At 49.0% G+C, this 17,648-nt stretch carries 15 protein-coding genes; 8 read left to right on the top strand and 7 right to left on the bottom strand.

The window, feature by feature from the left end; genetic code table 11:
- Positions 1-4 precede the first annotated feature (4 nt).
- From SPIBUDDY_RS08345 to SPIBUDDY_RS08330, 4 genes are all read left to right on the top strand, one after another.
- On the top strand, positions 5-460 hold the full coding sequence (locus SPIBUDDY_RS08345; protein WP_013607315.1) for an Lrp/AsnC family transcriptional regulator: 456 nt from the start codon (positions 5-7) through the stop codon (positions 458-460).
- Between the two features lie 157 nt (positions 461-617).
- The gene (locus tag SPIBUDDY_RS08340; protein ID WP_013607314.1) at positions 618-1,610 is read left to right on the top strand and encodes a dihydroorotate dehydrogenase-like protein; all 993 of its coding nucleotides are present in this window, start codon (positions 618-620) and stop codon (positions 1,608-1,610) included.
- A gap of 3 nt (positions 1,611-1,613) precedes the next feature.
- A complete protein-coding gene (locus SPIBUDDY_RS08335; RefSeq protein ID WP_013607313.1) occupies positions 1,614-2,747 on the top strand; it encodes a 1-acyl-sn-glycerol-3-phosphate acyltransferase in 1,134 nt (377 codons plus the stop codon).
- Between the two features lie 64 nt (positions 2,748-2,811).
- A complete protein-coding gene (locus SPIBUDDY_RS08330; protein ID WP_155816086.1) occupies positions 2,812-3,321 on the top strand; it encodes a hypothetical protein in 510 nt (169 codons plus the stop codon).
- Here SPIBUDDY_RS08330 and mutL read toward each other — a convergent pair.
- The 5 genes from mutL to SPIBUDDY_RS08305 all read right to left on the bottom strand — a co-directional run bounded on the left by mutL (position 3,318) and on the right by SPIBUDDY_RS08305 (position 11,132).
- Positions 3,318-5,084: a DNA mismatch repair endonuclease MutL gene (gene mutL, locus SPIBUDDY_RS08325; RefSeq protein ID WP_013607311.1), complete on the bottom strand. Its 1,767-nt coding sequence runs from the start codon at positions 5,082-5,084 to the stop codon at positions 3,318-3,320. The two genes, SPIBUDDY_RS08330 and mutL, sit on opposite strands and share 4 nt — an antisense overlap.
- Positions 5,085-5,122: 38 nt before the next feature.
- Positions 5,123-7,600 (bottom strand): hypothetical protein, encoded by a 2,478-nt coding sequence (locus SPIBUDDY_RS08320; RefSeq protein ID WP_013607310.1) that lies wholly within the window; start codon positions 7,598-7,600, stop codon positions 5,123-5,125.
- A gap of 20 nt (positions 7,601-7,620) precedes the next feature.
- Entirely contained in the window at positions 7,621-9,045 is a 1,425-nt protein-coding gene (locus SPIBUDDY_RS08315) for a hypothetical protein (protein WP_013607309.1), read from the bottom strand.
- A 73-nt stretch (positions 9,046-9,118) separates the two neighbouring features.
- Positions 9,119-9,868 (bottom strand): PP-loop family protein, encoded by a 750-nt coding sequence (locus SPIBUDDY_RS08310; RefSeq protein WP_013607308.1) that lies wholly within the window; start codon positions 9,866-9,868, stop codon positions 9,119-9,121.
- A gap of 4 nt (positions 9,869-9,872) precedes the next feature.
- On the bottom strand, positions 9,873-11,132 hold the full coding sequence (locus SPIBUDDY_RS08305) for an HD domain-containing protein (RefSeq protein WP_013607307.1): 1,260 nt from the start codon (positions 11,130-11,132) through the stop codon (positions 9,873-9,875).
- Positions 11,133-11,242: 110 nt separating this feature from the next.
- On the opposite strand from SPIBUDDY_RS08305, the gene SPIBUDDY_RS08300 reads away from it, so the two are divergent.
- Positions 11,243-12,454 carry a four-carbon acid sugar kinase family protein gene (locus SPIBUDDY_RS08300; RefSeq protein ID WP_013607306.1) on the top strand — a complete coding sequence of 404 codons (1,212 nt, stop codon included), beginning with the start codon at positions 11,243-11,245 and terminating at the stop codon, positions 12,452-12,454.
- A gap of 10 nt (positions 12,455-12,464) precedes the next feature.
- Entirely contained in the window at positions 12,465-13,433 is a 969-nt protein-coding gene (gene pdxA / locus SPIBUDDY_RS08295) for a 4-hydroxythreonine-4-phosphate dehydrogenase PdxA (RefSeq protein WP_013607305.1), read from the top strand.
- A 56-nt stretch (positions 13,434-13,489) separates the two neighbouring features.
- Here the strand turns inward: pdxA and SPIBUDDY_RS15685 are convergent, their stop codons facing one another.
- Together SPIBUDDY_RS15685 and SPIBUDDY_RS08285 are read right to left on the bottom strand one after the other, a co-directional pair.
- Complete coding sequence (locus SPIBUDDY_RS15685) at positions 13,490-14,839, bottom strand: lactate racemase domain-containing protein (RefSeq protein WP_013607304.1); 1,350 nt, start codon at positions 14,837-14,839, stop codon at positions 13,490-13,492.
- Positions 14,840-14,916: 77 nt separating this feature from the next.
- Positions 14,917-15,945: a 2-keto-3-deoxygluconate permease gene (locus SPIBUDDY_RS08285; RefSeq protein WP_013607303.1), complete on the bottom strand. Its 1,029-nt coding sequence runs from the start codon at positions 15,943-15,945 to the stop codon at positions 14,917-14,919.
- A 141-nt stretch (positions 15,946-16,086) separates the two neighbouring features.
- Here SPIBUDDY_RS08285 and SPIBUDDY_RS08280 point away from each other — a divergent pair, with 141 nt between their 5' ends.
- Both SPIBUDDY_RS08280 and SPIBUDDY_RS08275 read left to right on the top strand, forming a co-directional pair.
- Complete coding sequence (locus SPIBUDDY_RS08280; protein WP_172634192.1) at positions 16,087-16,512, top strand: hypothetical protein; 426 nt, start codon at positions 16,087-16,089, stop codon at positions 16,510-16,512.
- 96 nt (positions 16,513-16,608) lie between these two features.
- Complete coding sequence (locus tag SPIBUDDY_RS08275) at positions 16,609-17,634, top strand: ABC transporter substrate-binding protein (RefSeq protein WP_013607301.1); 1,026 nt, start codon at positions 16,609-16,611, stop codon at positions 17,632-17,634.
- The last annotated feature ends 14 nt before the right edge of the window (positions 17,635-17,648 follow it).

The following is a 17,648-nucleotide window of genomic DNA, read 5'->3' as shown; positions in this document are numbered from 1 at the left end:
AGTCATGAAAGTTAAGATGGACGAGACGAACAAAGCGATTATCAGGCAACTTTGTGATGGACGAAAGCCGTTCAGTGCCATCGCAGAAGAACTGAGTATTACAGAGAATACCGTTCGCTCCCGGGTCAACAAGCTGATTGATGAGGGCGTACTGCAAATTTCAGGCTTGATCAATCCTGAGGCCATTCCAGGCCTTCAGGTGGTCATGATGGGGGTGAAGCTTAAAACCCTCGATCTGGAACGAAAAGCCAAGGAATTTTCTGAACTCAGGGGTGTTATCTCTGCAGCTGTGGTGACCGGCCGCTATGATCTTATCGTCCAACTGGTGCTCAGCGAGGAAGAAGGCTTGAGTCTGCTCGATTTTTTCAAGTTTGAACTTGATAAAATCAGCGAGATTTCCGAGGTTGAAACCTTTGTTGTCTATCAGTCGCATAATTTCAGGATTCCCTACATCCTGTAGATGCAAATACTTTTCAGAAAGGTGTCTTCGGGCACCTTTTTTTATGCTGTTTTACCAAGAATATCCAAGCTCACTGGAGAAAGAGTCATATTCATGCTATAGTGAGTATAACTGTGCCGGAGCGCACTGCCCAGTTGTATGAGTTGAGGAGAACATCATGGCAGACCTGTCTACATCATATCTTGGATTGAAGCTTAAAAACCCCCTTATTGCAGGAAGTAGTCCCCTGACCGCATCGTTGGACAACCTTAAGCGTTGTGAGGACGCTGGTCTTTCCGCAGTGGTTTTGAAATCTATCTTTGAGGAACAGATCGACGTGGATAGCGACAGTGCCGTTGATGGGGCAGAAGAGTATCTTGCCCATGCGGATGCGTATGGCTTTGTGAAGGGTGCAAGCATGGAGCGACACATAGATGCATACCTTACCCTGCTTGAGGATGCCAAACGCTCTTTGCAGATTCCTGTAATCGCATCCATCAACTGCCGTCAGAGTGGCAGCTGGATTGAATATGCAAACCGCTTTGCTGCTTGTGGTGCCGATGCTATCGAACTCAACCACTATACGGTCGCAGCTGATGTTGAAGTAGAGGGAAATGCCATTGAGAAAGAGTACCTTTCTTTGGTCAAGGCAGCTCGCAAGCAGATCAAGCTTCCCCTGAGTCTGAAGATGGGGCCTTCTTTTTCGTCCCTGGCCAACATGCTCCGACGTTTCGACGAGCTGTCCATCGATGGTGTGGTCCTGTTCAATAGGTTCTACAGCCCTGACATCGACATTGAAAAACTTTCCTTGGTGCCGGCCCAAATGCTCAGCAGCAAGGATGAATATGCACTTTCACTGAGGTGGACCGCTTTGATGAGCGACGAGGTCCGCTATGATATTTGCGCCTCCACCGGTATTTATAGCGGTAGCACTGTCATTAAGCAGTTGCTTGCCGGGGCCAAGGCCGTTCAGCTGTGCTCCGTCCTTTTGAAACAGGGACTCTCTTCTGTAGCAAAGATAGAGTCGGAGCTTGCACAGTGGATGGATTCACACTCCTACTCCAAGATTTCTGACTTCAATGGAAAACTCGCACAGGAGCGTATGCCCGACCCAGCCAAATGGGAGCGTGTGCAGTACATGAAGTCAATCCTGGATGCACAAAAGGGTTGAGCCATGGATATTACAAAGTATGATGATATAGCTCCCTACCGGGGGCAGGCTGTTTGTGACGCCATAACACGCATTCTTGAGAACAAGGATGCCCTTTACAAGATTCTTGCTTCGTTGGGTCCATCCGAAACGGCTGAGCAACAGAAGCAGCTATCTGAAAGTGCCGCTTATATTGCAAAAATTCTTGCAAAGGTACAGAGCTATGAAGATTTTCAGCGGTATATCACCGCAGGAATTTTCTTGCCAGCCATCATCCAAAAGAGCGTCAATACTTTCTCGTATAGTGGTGCCGAACAAACCGAGAAGGAACTTTCCTATCTGTTTATGAGCAATCATCGGGACATCGTGCTCGACTGTGCATTGATCGACCTTGCCCTGATTAAGGCTGATAGAATGCCCTGTGAGATGGCGATCGGGGACAACCTCTTGACCAATCAATTCGTCACCGACCTCTTCAAGCTCAATGGAGGGGTTACCGTCAAGCGAACACTGCCGATGCGTGAGAAATATCTGGAATCAATTCGCTTGAGTTCTTATTTCGTTGAGTTGATCACCGAAGAGAACAAGTCCATCTGGGTCGCCCAGAAGAGTGGGCGGGCGAAGGATGGACTCGATGTCACCACCCCTGCAATTATTAAAATGCTTCACCTCTCCCAGAAACAGAAGGGAGTGACCTTTAACGAGGTAGTCAACCGCTGTCGGATAGTTCCAATCGCCGTGAGTTATGAGTACGATCCCTGCGACCTGATCAAGGCTGGTGAGGAAGTGGCACGCATCAAGAGCGGTGAACATACCAAGAAGCGATATGAGGACCTCATCTCCATATCCCGTGGTATGAAGGGCTACAAGGGCAACGTACATATTGCCTTCGGCAAGCCCATTCAGGGTTTCTATGAGAACTCCGAACAGGTTGCCCAGGAAGTGGACAGGCAAATCCATACACTGTACAAGCTTTGGCCGACCAATCTCTTTGCGTATGACTATCTTGAGGGTGGCAGTCGATTTGCTTCCTCGTATCAGAATTTCGATTCTGAAGCGTTCCTCTACCGATTCAAGGGTGCAAGAGAGGATGTCCGACTCTATGCCCTCAACGCATATGCAAACCCGGTTCGGTCATATCTTGCAACGCAAGTATAAATTCATAGCTTTTTTCCTGCTTCTCCTCCTCCTGCTCACAAGTTGCAGCAGGGAGGAGCTTGAGGTGGTTAACCTGCAAGCCAATGTGCAGACGCAGGTATATCCTGCTGAGAACAGCATGATGCAGGAACTCATCCTTTCCTTTTCCATCCAAGGTGAACCAAGCCAGAAGCAGATTTACCTTGTTGCCAGCAATCAGGTAAGCTCTTGGACCCTCACCATCGAAGGTGATGAGAAGGATACCTACACGGTAGGCCCACTTAGTATGGGCAGGAATGTCATGCTGCCTGAAGGGGAGTGGAAACTGTCCATCCTCAACGACGACGGACAAACGTTGGAAGAAACCTTTCTTGTCAGCTATACGATGCCAAAAGATATCGTTGGGTATGATGCAGAAACCTACACCCTGCATCTGCATGAAGGGCTTGGTCAGCTCAGCCTGTATGATGCAGATGAAGCATTGCTTGAGACCCGCCAAATACAGCAGAACGAACCCATTACCCTGCAAGAGGGAGTTTCTAAGGCAAGCGTTTTAGTGCAGGACCAAACGGTACGCTACATCGTCTACCGCTAAGTACGCTGTACCGCTTTCATCAATTCTTCCTTGTTCAATCGCACCACGAAGGTTCTTCCATGCGGGCAAGTAGGCTCGTCGAGTTGAAAAACCTTGGTCAAGAGCGATAGTGCCATCATTCTGTCAACCGTATCACCGGCTTTAATCGCCGCATGGCAGGCAACAACGGCATAGAGTCCCTTTTCTACTTCTTGGGTATCACCGGTAGTCTTCTGGATGAAAGAAACCAGCTGCGCCTCGATATTGCGGTACAAGCCAGGTAAGGAAGAGATCTGCCAAAGCAGGTCTTCCGTTCGCTCAAGCTTGATACCGAGATTCAGATATACATCCTGATGTTCCAATAAGTAGGTGTCAACATCCCGTTCCACTTCAAAAGAGAGAGGGATCATCAACTGCTGAATGTTCTTTTTCTCCCTCACCTCGTCAAATATCAAGCGTTCGTGGGCCGCATGCTGGTCAACCAGGAACAAGTCATCTTTTTTCTGGGCAACCAGAAAAAGGTTGAATGCCTGCCCAAGGTAGATAAACTCCTGTTCGTCTTCCTGTTCGGCCCAGATGTCCTGTGACTCGGTTGTGCGAGATGCTTGCATCCGGTTTCCTTCCAGCAATTCTCTTGCTTTCTGGAACCATTCACTATCGAGCGGAGCCTTTTGCGAAGGGGCTTCATACCGGTTTGAGCGCTCCGAAGCCTGATAAGAACTCGGTTTTGTCTCATACAGCGGAGCAAGCAAAGGGGAAGCTTCAGCTTCCAACTCCTGTTTCACCAACCGTGGAATGGTTCGCTTGATTTGGCTTGCAATCATGCTGACCACCTGATGATGAATTTCAGCTTTGTTGCGTAGCTTCACCTCTCGTTTTGTTGGGTGTATGTTGAAGTCGACCAGTGTGGGATCAACGTCGATGAAGAGATAGCAATACGGAAACGAACCTCCTGCGAGAAGTTCTCCATACCCATAGGTTACTGCCTGCACCAGTGAGTACTCGTCAACCGGACGATTGTTCACATAGATTTTTATATGGGAGCGGTCACTGCGCGAGAAAGCGGGGGAAGAACAGACTGCATAGAGGTCGAAACGGCCGGCACTATCGTACAGCTCAAGCATTTCAGAGCTTACGATATTCTGATTGAGCAACAATACATCCAGGACACGTTGTTTTCTGGTTGTCGGTACCAAATCCACCCGTACTGTCTGGTCGCTGATGAAACGAAAGGCTCGATCGGGGAACGCCAACGCCTTCTCAAGCAGAACCGCCCTGGCCATGGTGGCTTCCGTGGAAGGCCGCTTGAGAAACTGCCTTCTTGCAGGAAGCTCTTTGAACAGGCCCTCTACCGTCACCATGGTACCGGTACGCGGGCCTCCGGGCAGAACTGCTTCCTTTCTTCCGTTGTCTACGGTGATTTGGTAGGGCTCTTGGCCTTGAAAACTGCTGGCGATGGTAATTCTGGAAACAGAGGCGATACTGTACAGTGCCTCACCGCGGAATCCCATGCTCTTGATATGATACAAGTCATCAAGCTCGCGTACCTTGCTGGTGGCATGGCTCTCACACAAAAGAGGTAGGTCCTCTCTCTCTATGCCTTCACCGTCATCAATAACCTTGATCTCTTCAAGTCCCCCCTCGATGACACTGGCAACAATGGATTTGCTTCCAGCATCGAGGGCGTTGTCCAAGAGCTCCCGTATCACTGAGGCTGGTCGTTCAATGACCTCCCCGGCAGCTATACGCTGTGCTACCAAGGGATCGAGTAGTTTAATCTTCATAGCAAGACTCTATCACAGAAGAGGCCGAAGCGCAAAAGCTAGAAGGCCTTACTGAGCTTCAGGCGTGCAGTCAGGCTCACAACCGGCACTGTATATGCTGAACTTGAAACAGGGTAGGTAACCTTAGCCAAAAGACTTGCAATACCAAACTCATAGCTGGCATAGAGGTAACTGGTCGCATAGGTGCCACCCAACAGCGTAGTATACCTCGCTGTTCCAGCGAAAATTGCTTGTAGCGTGTCAAAAAGGCCGAGGTTGGAAATTCCTAGACCAAATGAAGCCTTCTTGATTTTTACTCCGAGTGAAAGCTGGCTGTAATCAGCTGCATGACCTCCACTCAGGGTGGCTATGGCAAACGAAGCTGTAAAGGGCACATTCCAAACTACTTTCGATTCAAATCCTGTACCCTCATACCGTATGTCGGTAAGAAGATCGACAGTGGAAGCGTAGGAGGTGTCAATGCCCGCATAGGCAAAATCATTGACCAACAGGTTATGATTCTTTCCCTCGTTCAAGGAGGCAAGAATCTTGGCTGAGAATTGGTTGCGCTTAATGGCAAATCCAGCTCCCAAGGAGTAATTGGGGAAGAAGGTTGCAAGCGAGGTGTCGATGAATTGGTCGGTATCAAATGAAGGATAGACAGGCAGGTACCCGTGAGCTTGCAGGATAGCACTGAACTGGGTTGTTCTGGTATTGATTACCGGGAAGCGGAAGCTGAGCAGGGGATAGAGATTCACCGAATTAGAGGGTGTCTTCTCCACTTTTGCCAAGGCACCGAGTGCGATGGTGAGCGGATATCCGCCTGACGGGGTAAACTGAAGGATGGAAGAACCAAATTGAGCCCGGTTTGCCAAGAGGTTTGTCAGATACAAATCGTCGAAGGCTGTGATCAAGGTGAAAGGACCTGCCTTGATTTGGTTTTGCAGGACCAACTTGCTGCTTTCTCCGAATTGGGGGGCTGTGAAACTGGTCATATCACTGACCATGCTTCTGGTGTGGTCCAATACCAGATAGAAGGCAGACGTGCTGTAGCCGATTCTCAGTTGGTCCACGTAGGAGAATGCATAGGAGAGCCGAGCAAGTGTCGAAGAAGGAATAGGATTGGTATTACTGGTAAATGAAGAGAAATCCTGGGTCTCTATATTCGACTGCAACGATAGGCTGAAGGGACCCTTGGTGAAAAAGGGCTTTACGATGAGCCGATGGCTGAAGGAGTTTGCATTCGTCCCATCCAATTGGAATCGATAGTCTGCAACCAACCCAAAGGACCCCCCAATCCGTTCGGCATCGGAAGAGGTGAGCAGGCTGGGGGTACTGGTCAAAACCGGGGTCGTAGAAAGTACTGCTTCGCTTGGCTGCTCAACGGCCGCTTGTTCACTTGCAGGAATCGGCTCGATTACCTCGGCCTCTATGTTCTGCAAGGGAATTGCTGCTGAACGTGTATCCTCCGGTTGCATTACCATGGTAGCGGGCTCTTCAAGGGGAAGGGAAACGTCAAGACTTTCCTGCTGAACTACACTAGGTACGTCTAGTTCAGACATCGTAGTAACTTGAGAGGGTGCAGAAGGCACTTGAACCGATGTTGTTGCCTTAGGCGCAGACGGAATGTCGGCAACCATGGGGCGCACCGTAACGATAATCCTGGAGGAGGGTGCTTTGAGTATGGTTGAAGTAAGCGTCCGTACCGGTTGCGGTACGGCAATCGGTTGCACCGCTACTGAAATGACCTGTACTTGTTCCGGAATAAAAGGTTTCTGCTGCGTTACAACCAAACTGCTTACGGGTTCAGCCAAAGCTGCGATGGTAACCTTCTCTACTTCCGGTTGCTCGATCACCAATTCAGTTGTTCGGGCCTTAGGGGCCATCGGCTTAGGAGCAACAATCGGAGCTGAAAGATTCTGCACAATCTGTCGTGCAAGCATCATGTCAGGGTAGGTTGCATAGGTCAGATAATATCCAATCTCAATCGGCTGGGGCCTGGCACTCTCTTCCTGCATGAACAACTTGTCGAATGGCCGTATGGTTCGGGTGAACCCCGTCAAGGCGTTGAACGATTCTACCGTACCGGTAAAGGAAGTGACACTTTCCTCCCCCTCGGTGGTAATGACCAACATCTCCCCATCCCCTTCGAGTCGGTGGCGGGAGACAGGGGTGGTTACCGTAAGCACTCCCCCTTCCATTGCATACGTGTTGAAGGTGGCTTTTCCTGAAACTAGGTACAAGTCGGAATTTTTGCTGGATAGATTGCCGGTGACCAACAAGGAGCCTTCATACACATTGATGGTCCCCCTGGGTGTAATGATGAGTATGGGTGTGTCGGGGTTCTGGATAATCCACCCCTCACCGATCTGGCTAGCATTTTCACTGGTTGCATCGAGTGGGTTGCCTTGACTGTCGTAGAGTTTCAGGGCGCTGATATCGCCATCGCCGATGAACACAGATTCATCAGCATACAGATTCCCTATGAGGCAGGCGGCCAAGAGAAGCAGACCAACATGCTTGCATAACCGATTCATATACACTCCCTGCACTGAAGTTACAGGATTGAAACCCTTACTGCAGTATCTAACGTATAGGTTGCTTGGGCTTGGTCATCAAAAAGGATGCTTAGTCCAAGATCAAAAGAGTACGGTTTGACTTTGACTACTGCAGAGGCAGAAAGTATTACATTGCGTAGTGTCTGCAAGCCCTCAAAGAACCTTTCTCCGGTACTGGTAGGATAAAGCTTTTCATAGCTCAAGTCTAGCGAGACGATATTGAATAATCGCTTGTCTATGCGTGCATTTGCAAGGAAACGGTAGTCATGGTAAGATCCAGAGGTGTAATTACTTGTCATTTTTGCTCTGAGGTACACCCCATCCCGCACAAAGTTCAGGCCGAACATCCCATCGAGTCGTGAAGTCCCCAACTCAAGAATGAGATTTTGTAGATCCTGTGCAGTTCGATTCTCAAAATCTGAGGCAAAGTAATCAGTATAATAGTGACCGAAAGTTGGAACTGTCACACTCGTGTTGAATACAAAAAAGCTTTTCGTATGACCCCAAAGGCCGTACCGGTAGGCGAATGCCGGCTTACTTGAGCCGTTATCGGGAGATTGTGCGAGAAGATCGGTAAAGAAATCAACATTGAACCAGCTCCAGGTAATAATCGGAATAGAGAGGTCCAGTGCGATGAGTTTTCGACCGAGTAGTTGTCTGTCCTCAAGGTCGAGCAGTTTAGGACTCTGGGCGAAGGAAAGACCGATTTGTACATTGGAAATAGTTTTATACTCGGGATATTCGTTCAGTGGCCTGGAAAAAAGTCTCCACGCCGTGAGTGTGGGTTTAAAGACATCGTTGGTGATGAATTGAAAGCCTGCATCCGGGATTCCCAACAATGTTCCATCAAGCATGACTTCCAAGCCGGGGCGACTGCTGCGCACGGAAACCCCGCGGTCGAAGTAGCCGTTGAGCAGAGCACCATCACCTAGGGTAATGCCCAAAAGTTTTCCGAACCGGATATACAGCGAGTCATAGCGTTCCCCATACTGGATGGTCCGTATGAAACGACTGTAATGCTTGAGTGCGATGACCGCATATGCATCAAGACTCTGGTTCTCAAGGCGATCTGGAGCTTTCCAGTCTGAGAAATCCAAGGACAATCCAAAGGGGTCGGTTGCATACGATCCCTTGATTTTAACATCCAGCTGAAAAGCAAGTTTGCCGATGCTGAAGTCCGGCATATAAGAAAGGGCGAAAAACCCATCGGAAGTAGCGACGCCTTCGAGCAGTCCGGTTGCAACATCATCACCGGTGATTCCCCAAGTATTCTCATTTGTGTCAAAAGAAGGTTCCTGCTCCGTATTGCTTGGCGTGATTTCTGTTTCCTCACTGGGCACAACAGCATCACCCTCGCTCTCAGCACTCAATGGGAGGGTTGCAAGCAGGATTATCAGTAGAAGCAGACCTAGGCGTCTGAGCAAATCGTCACCCCTCCTTCCAGCTCTATCATCACATATACTTGGTATTGATGTAAACAGGTCTGAAAGAGCCAAGTTACAGCCTGCCCGTAAATTGATGGGCATGATATATGTGCTCTCGGCTGAGTTTGTCCAAATGAGAAAGGTCTTTGATAATGGGTTTCAGACGGGCTCGGATATTTGTTTGGTCATAGGGGCAGACCGGCTTAACCACCGGCAAGTCATAGACATCGGCTAGCCGTTGGGTAACCGATTCATGTATTTCTATCATAGGTCGGATAATATGAATTTTCCCATCAAAAAAGGGCTGAACCGGCTGCATGGTGGAAAAGTTTGCCCGAAAACAGAGATTCATCAGACTGGTCTCCACCAGGTCATCGAGGTGATGCCCCATGGCCACGAGACCTATCGAATGTTCTTCACAATAATTGAAGAGCACTCTTCGGCGATTTCTGGAGCACAAATAACAATTGAACTCACCTTTGAAGGATTCTGGGTACTGATGTTCATCAACAATGGTAAAATCATAGCCAAGGTCGGTAAAGTAGGTAGTAAGCTTCTCTCGAAATTCATCGGGAATCGGATGCTCGATCCAGTTGATCATCAAAGCCTTCAAATTATACGTGATAGGCAGCCAATTGCGACGGATCGAAAGGGCCAAGGCCAAGGCGAGGCTATCCTTTCCTCCCGAGGCGGAGAGCAACACCGTATCCTGCTCGCGGATCATAGAGTAGGTATTGATGGCTTTGCCGGTATGTTTGATGAAACGCATAACCCACGGCGGGATCTCGCCGTTGATGAGCGTGCGATAGGGAATTTTTTCCATGTACTCAGAGCTCCAATGCCTCCTCAAGTGCTTGCACCGGGATGGAGGAGGGTGTGAAGATTCTGAATTTTCTCAGGCTTTTTGTAAAGACCTTTCCGATATCATAGGAAAATATATGGTCCAGGGACTGGAAGCTCGCAATCTTTCCCTGATCGTTGAGAATGGGAATATCTGTTTCAAAGGAAACCGGCTCGGGAATATCGACAATAATCTGCGATGCAGGCACCTCAAGTTTTGCAGCGAGAGCAGCCTCATACTCCATCCGCTTGGACAAGGTATCGGTTCGGCTCTCCAAATCTGAACCTGACTCATACTGTTTTTCGAAGCCCAGCTTATAGAGTTGATTCTCACGCACGAGTGTAAACAGGGAGGCCGCAGGAAACTGCTTGGTAGTAGGCAGTAAAAAGAACTGCTCATCATCCAGCGCATACAGTTCTTCTGCTTGGATGCTGCCATCACAAAGCGAGAGAAGCACGGCCTTCTTGATCATTGCCGTTGCACTGCGCGTTGTTTTGTGCCAGTACACATTGCGGTACATCAGGTACTTGCTGAACAAGAGGTGTTCCACCGACCCTAGTGCCTGCTCGGTGATTGCAAGGTGGGAATCAACAACAAAAAGCTTATCTGTTATGTAGGACACATCCTGGGTGCCGTACGGTACCCCGCAGAAGAATGCATCACGGTTCAGGTAATCGAGCTTGTCCGGGTCCAGCGTACCAGAGAGAATATTCCGATACAAGCTGATTTCCTCACTGTCAAAGGCAGCCTGCTCATCGATGATACTCCCCACCTGTTCGGGCACAAGGCCGGCACGTTCGATGGCAGTCCTGAAATTCCCTTGTTCACAGATAAGTCGATTGGCAATGCTTTCATGGCTTTGAAGCGGCAATTCTTTCAGCGAGTGCGCAAAGGGGAAATGTCCGATATCGTGGAGCAGGCAGGCACACAGGAAAGTTTTCATACCCTGTTCCGTGCATGGCAATGTACAGGCACCATGCATGGCTTGTTTGAGCAAGCTGACAAGGATGGAGAACCCTATATGGTATACCCCCAGGCTATGGTCCAGCCTGGTGTGAACCGCCCCCGGATACAGGTGGAACGTGGGTCCCAGTTGTTTAATCCTGCCTAATTTTTGGAAAACAGGGTCTGCGATGATCGGTTTGAAGGAGAGTGGAAGATGAATATCCTTCCACAGTGGATCACGAATACCAAATTGTTGTTCGCCATAGAGGCTGCTGAGCAAAGATGAATACGTGCGCTGCATGCCTAGATAGTAGAACACCGAGCAATCTGTGTAAAGCGAAAGAGAAAAGTGTGGCAACCAAGCAGGGGAGCAGGCTAGAATGGTACTATAGCCGTATCGGGGAGGAACCTATGCAAACTTACTTGATCATCGCCGATGATTTTACGGGAGCCAATGACACCGGCTTACAGCTCGTGCGCCGAGGATTTCCTACCAGGGTACAGATCGGCCGACCCAAACTGCTTGCTCCCCAGTATTCATTGGTGCTCGATACTGAATCGAGAAATCTTGCACCAGGCAAAGCGAGAGAAGTCGTGCGTTCTTCCCTTGCCGATTTGGATAGCTCGGCTTTCACTGTTTTTATGAAAAAAATCGATTCCACCCTTCGCGGCAATATTGTAGACGAGGTGGTTGAGGTTGCAACCTGCCTGCATGCCGATCTCATCGTTGTTGCAACAGCATTTCCCGATATGGGGCGTATCTGCATGGATTCGGTGGTTTCGGTTCATGGGAAACCACTGAAAGAGACTGAGCATGGAAAGGATCCCCATAAGCCGGTAACTGAGGATAACCTGTATACGCTGTTCAGCTCATCCAAAAAAGTGGTTTCCTTGGATTTGGAGACTGTCAGGGCACGGTCTTGGCCTAGTATAGAGGAGGGTGTTGTCGTTTGTGATGCCACCACCAACGAAGATTTGAACCATATCGCTGCATGGGCTCTCTCCTTATCTCAAAAGGTATTGTTTGTAGGGAGTGCCGGACTTGGTGAAGCGTTGGTTACTCAATATCACCCTTCCAATCCCGTTCTGGGACTGATAGCAAGCCTGAGTGAAGTAACACGTAAGCAGGTGCTGTATGCACAAAGTCGTGGTATTTCCACTGTCAGTGTAGGGGTTTGCGACCTTTTGGAGAAAAAAGGCCTGCATAGCCATGCAGAACGGGTTCGTCTCCTCCTCTCCCAGAACAAGGATGTTCTGTTATTGGCTTCATCGGTGCTTGAACACGCAGACTATGAGGATTCATTGAAGCTGGGCATCCAAATGGGACTTACTGAAAGCCAAGTGGGTAATGCTGTACGATTGGCCTTGAGCACCATAGCCAAGGATGTAATAGAATCTCATGCCTTGGGCGGTTTGTTTTTAACCGGCGGGGATACTGCTTTCGGCATACTTGAACTTTTACAGATCAGCGAGGTGGAAATTATTGGGGAGGTGCTCTTAGGTCTTCCCCTGCTGGAAGTGGTAGGCACGAAGTATGAAAAACTCAGGCTCGTCACCAAGGCGGGAGCTTTCGGGAATGACGATGCCATTGCCTACTCACTACGGGTTTTGCGAGAAGTATAGGAGTACAACCATGAAACGTTTTGGTATCACACTGGGAGATCCCTGCGGGATCGGTCCGGAAATCACCTTGAAGGCACTGTATGCCAACGAGCTCTATCAAAGGCATGCTCTCTTGTTTGGCAGCCATGCAATTTTGGAGTATTACAATCAAGAGCTTGGCTATGGGTTTGTATTCAATGCCCTTACAACCATCGATAGTTGGAAAGAGGATGCCATCAACCTCTATGATCCGATTCCGTCGGTAACATTGGCGGACATCCAGATAGGAAAAGTGACTGCTTTGGGTGGGGAGCTGGCATTCCAAAGCGTACGTACATCAATCGAATTTGCCCTACGAGGGGATATTTCCTCAGTGGTGACCGCTCCCTTGAACAAGGAAGCCTTGCATTTGGCCGGACACAAGTTCGCCGGTCATACCGAAATTTTCGGCTTCTATTCCCATGGTCCTTCGTATGCCATGCTGCTGTGGAGTGAAAAGCTGAAAGCCATTCATGTTTCCACTCATATCTCCCTTCGACAAGCATGTGATGCCTGCACAAAGGAACGAGTTTTGGATGTTATCCACCTTGCCGATGCAACCCTCAAGAAAGCAGGGTATGCCTGTCCGAGGATTGCAGTTGCCGGCTTGAATCCTCATGCCGGGGAGAACGGGCTGTTCGGTACCGAAGAGCTAGAGCACATCATTCCGGCTGTTGAAGCAGCCCGCGGGGAAGGTATTGCCGTTGAAGGTCCCATTCCTCCTGATACCGTGTTTCTGAAGGCAATGAAGGGAGGCTACGACATTGTTGTGGCGATGTATCACGATCAAGGCCATATTCCCTTGAAAATGCTCGCATTCGACAGCGGAGTGAATATTACCGTAGGTTTGGATGTTGTCAGGACATCGGTTGACCATGGTACAGCCTTCGATATAGCAGGTAAGCTTGTCGCCAGTGAAAAGAGTCTGCTTGAGGCTATATCCATAGGTATGAAACTCTAGGGATATACAAAACAGAGAGGGGATAGTCCTCTCTCTGTTTTGCAACGAGTATCTGGTTATTTCACGTAAGGAATGGAATAAGGTCCATCACTGAGCCAGATGATTTTCAGCTTTCTTCCACTTTCTCGCTTGGAAATGACTTGTAGCAGTGTTTGTACCACTTCACTATAGTCCTTGCTGTCGGTAAGGGTTGCGGCATTGATGCCCGGCAGCCCGGGTCCGTCAGCTTTAGACAGCTGGGGTGCAAAGTAGTAATAATGGTCTAGAGGAATTTTCTCAAATACAGGCGCCCACTTTTGCACTTGCCATTGGTCGGGGATGAACGGCCAGTCCTTGCTGTGCAGCACCTTAATCAAGGCTTCAGCCCCACACAGTGACAAAATGGCCAGCACCGTTTTATAGGTGATCGAACCGATTATGTCTTTCTTGTCGGTGAAGTTGGCGATGCTGATCAGATACCCGTCCTTTTTCAACGCCCCGATGGAAGCGAAGGCAGCTTTGGCACTCTGATAGTGGTTGATCCCGACAAAGCCACCGTGGGTGATGACAATGTCCGCCTCTTCGGTGATGGGGACTTTGGCATAGCCTTTTACCATTTCGAAAGCGGCAAGGTGGGCAGCCTCAAGGTCGCCGGCATATACACCGGTGATGGCAAACTTGTGGTCCAGCGTTACATTGACGATGAAGTCAACTCCTGCCATTTTGGCAAAAGCCAAGGATTCCTCGTGTACAGGGTTTCCCTTCAAGTTGAGGTCGCGAGAGTCCGGATGGCCCATCAGGTTTGCCCCATGGAAGAGGAATGTACCGTGTTCACTGATCAAACCTGGACATACCGACTTACGGCCGCCGCTCACCCCTGCCATGAAGTGGCTTTCCACCAAACCGGTGAGAATCTTCAAGTCGGCGTTTACATAGCTGCTGTTGATCTTTACTTCGCTGCCGCGTTCTGTCTTGCCAAGGTATGTCAGAATTGTTTCATCCTTGCAGTCATGATTGACGACGGCGATTCCTTGTGCAAATACCCAGGGATCGATGATGCGCTCTATCTCTTCGCCGGTCATGGGTCGATGGGTGCCGGTAGCAATCAGAACGGTTATATGCTGACTTTTGTAGCCGGTTTCCAACAAGGTGGTAAGAATGGGAACAAGTATGTTTCCTTTTCCTTTATAGGGTACCGGTCTGGTATTGTCAGAGATGACAATAACCGCCGAAGCATCCTTGTTGGCACCAAGCTTCTCTTTTGCAATGACCGAAAGAGGTTTGCTTTGGATGGGAGCTGAAAGTGCCTTTTGAATGGCAGCCTCGGGATCAGAGAGGGCAGGGGGGGCCGACATCCCATATATCACCGTAGATTCGGGAAGCAGTAGATCTTTGTTAGTAGGATCTATCGGATTGTGCACATGCATAAGGTCCTCCTGAGACTCATAAAGACGAGCATTTGCTCGTCTTTATGATGAATTGTATACAAACGAGTGCCTATAGCTTAAAGCTGTTGGCCTGCTGCGTCAACCTCAACGGTTGCCGTGATTGCGTGTTCATTTATCAACCCTCGCTTCTGTTCCCAGCGATAGAAGAAATCTACCAGGAACGGCACCAAAATTGCCGTAACAATAATGGCTGCAGCAACCTGTACGGTGGCTTTTTCAGCAAACGGCAACCAGGAAGGATCGACAGCTGCAATCGCAGCAGGGGTTGCAATAGCATTGCCAGCCGTTGTTCCGACACCGGCACCAACTGCAGCGGTTCTTCTCATCTTCTTGGGTACCAACCACTTGTAGATGAAGTAGGAAGGAACACCGGTTACGATCAAGGTCAAGACACCAAGGATGATTCCCGGGATACCTGCTTTGATAATGGTCTGGAAACTCAGGCCTGCTCCAAGGGGGAAGGAGAAGGTGAAAATGGCAATGAACATACCGGGCTTGAGGAAGTCGCGGAACTTATCGTCTAAATTGCCCAGAATCATGCCAGCAAGAATGGGGACAATGACAGCGACCAAACTCATAAACGGAATGGTTGCAACGCCGGCAATACCCATGAACATCATCTCAAAGAATGGTCCATCATTGGAAGAAATGACTGCGATGGCACCAACGTCTGATTCATCACCATATTTGGATGCAAGAGCAGTATACAATCCACCGTTCGAGTTTGACATGGCGGAAATCATGGCCAGGGGAGTGACTCCAAGCAGAGCACCACCAGGACCGGCAACCTTTGCAAAAATAACACCAATGATCAGGCCGAAGAATACTTTGCTGGAGTTGAGAACTATACCTTTGTACAACGAAATACCGGCAGTTTTGAGATTGATTTGGGCGCCGCTACAGAAAAACAGGAGTGCGATCAAGGTCAATGCACCTGTTTTAAAGAAAGCAGTGGTAAAACTGCCAATATTCAAAGCTCCAGGGAAGAATGTGTTGAAAATCACACCGAGAACCAAAGGAACCACCATCATGCCACCAGGAATCTTGTTGATCGTGTCAAAAATCGGTACTTTTCCCATCTTCATGTTATTGCTCTCCTCTTTTTTTTTCTGTTGTCCAACGACACACATGTGTATACAATATCACAAGGCTGTATAATGTCTAGAAAAAAGCATGGAACAGGTATACAATTTGCAATGGTAAACCTAATGGCAAGGAAGGGCGTGTTGAAAAAGTATCGAGTTGCACGAAATTGTATACTGTTCATGGTTGTAGGAATGCTTGCAACACCGCTCTTTGCTACTCCCAAGCCAATGCTTCCTCTGGACCGAAATATCGGTCAAATTGTTGAAATACAAGATGGTAGTGTAGAAGAGAGAGCCCTGCAAGCTCTCAGCGAAAGCTACTCCCTATCGTGGATAGAAAGCTATGTTCCTTCTTCGATGCGAACGGGATTTGTCTATACATATGATCGTATTCTTGCCTCCCATCTACCCTTGCAACAACTACAAATTGCCCAAGCCATCCAAAGAGGCCACCTCTATGAAGTCCCGTTTTGTTACCATGAACCAACCTACGGCTACGGCAGTACGACCTGGATGAAGAATGAAGATGGAGCGTTTGTCCTTCTTTCCTTCACGCTGGATGAATAAGTTCTTAAACACTTTTGATTTACAATAGCCAAATCCTTTTCTTGCTTGCCGCCCAATCAATGATAGAATTATCTATACGTTTTTTAGGAGGTTCTTATGAAACAGTTACTGATAGGTGTGCTCATGCTACTGTGTCTGTTCAGTCCTCTCGCAGCCCAGGGGTCCAAGGAGGATGGGCAGGCAGCAAAGGAGTTGGTCGTCTATGCAAGTGTAGATGAAGCGAATGCCGTGAAGATTCTCGATGCCTTTACCAAGGATTCTGGAATCAAGACGAGCTTTGTCCAGCTCTCCAGCGGTCCGGCTTTGACCAGGATCCAAGCAGAGAGTGGTCGTCCACAAGCCGATGTCTGGCTTGGTGCCCCAAGCGACAACCACGTTATCGCAAAAACACAGGGCTTGACGATTCCCTACAAGGGACAAGCATTCGAAGCCCTTGGTGCAGAGTTCAAGGATGCTGAAGGGTATTGGAGAGGTTTCTACATGAACCCGCTCTGTTTTGGGGTGAATACCGTTGCTTTGGCCAAAGCTGGAGCAAAAATGCCTACCAGTTGGGCTGATTTGCTCAGAGCTGAGTACAAGAACCTCATTCAGGTTCCTACTCCGCAAGCAAGCGGCACTGCAACCACCATGGTCTACAGCCTGATCGAAATCATGGGTGAAAATGAAGCCTATGCGTACATGGCAAAACTGAATGCCAACATTCAGACCTATACCTCCAGCGGCACCGGACCCTCGAAGGGCGTCAACGTTGGGGATGCCGCAATCGGAATCCAGTTCTCTCCGGCATTCTTCCAAATGAAAGCCAATGGACAGCCGATTGAAATCGTATTCCCCAAGGAAGGTTTTGGGTTCGAGTTCCCCGCAGCCTCGATTCTCAAGGGTGCCAAGAACTACGAAGCAGCCAAAATCTTTATGGATTGGTTGGTAAGCAAGAAAGGCCAGGATGTGCTGAAGTCCACCGGTACCTACTTCTATCCGGTCATCGACGATGCTGAGATTGATCCTGTCATGCCCGCATTCTCCACCCTCAACGTGGTGGGAGTTGATTTGGCATACTACAGCTCGCGCAAATCTGAATTGGTCGAACGCTGGGTCAGTGAAGTGCTTTCCGCCAAGAAGTAAGTCTTTTTCTGTTC

It is taken from the genome of Sphaerochaeta globosa str. Buddy, assembly GCF_000190435.1.
Taxonomy (GTDB): domain Bacteria; phylum Spirochaetota; class Spirochaetia; order Sphaerochaetales; family Sphaerochaetaceae; genus Sphaerochaeta; species Sphaerochaeta globosa.
This window is presented reverse-complemented; position numbering and strand designations above follow the sequence as displayed.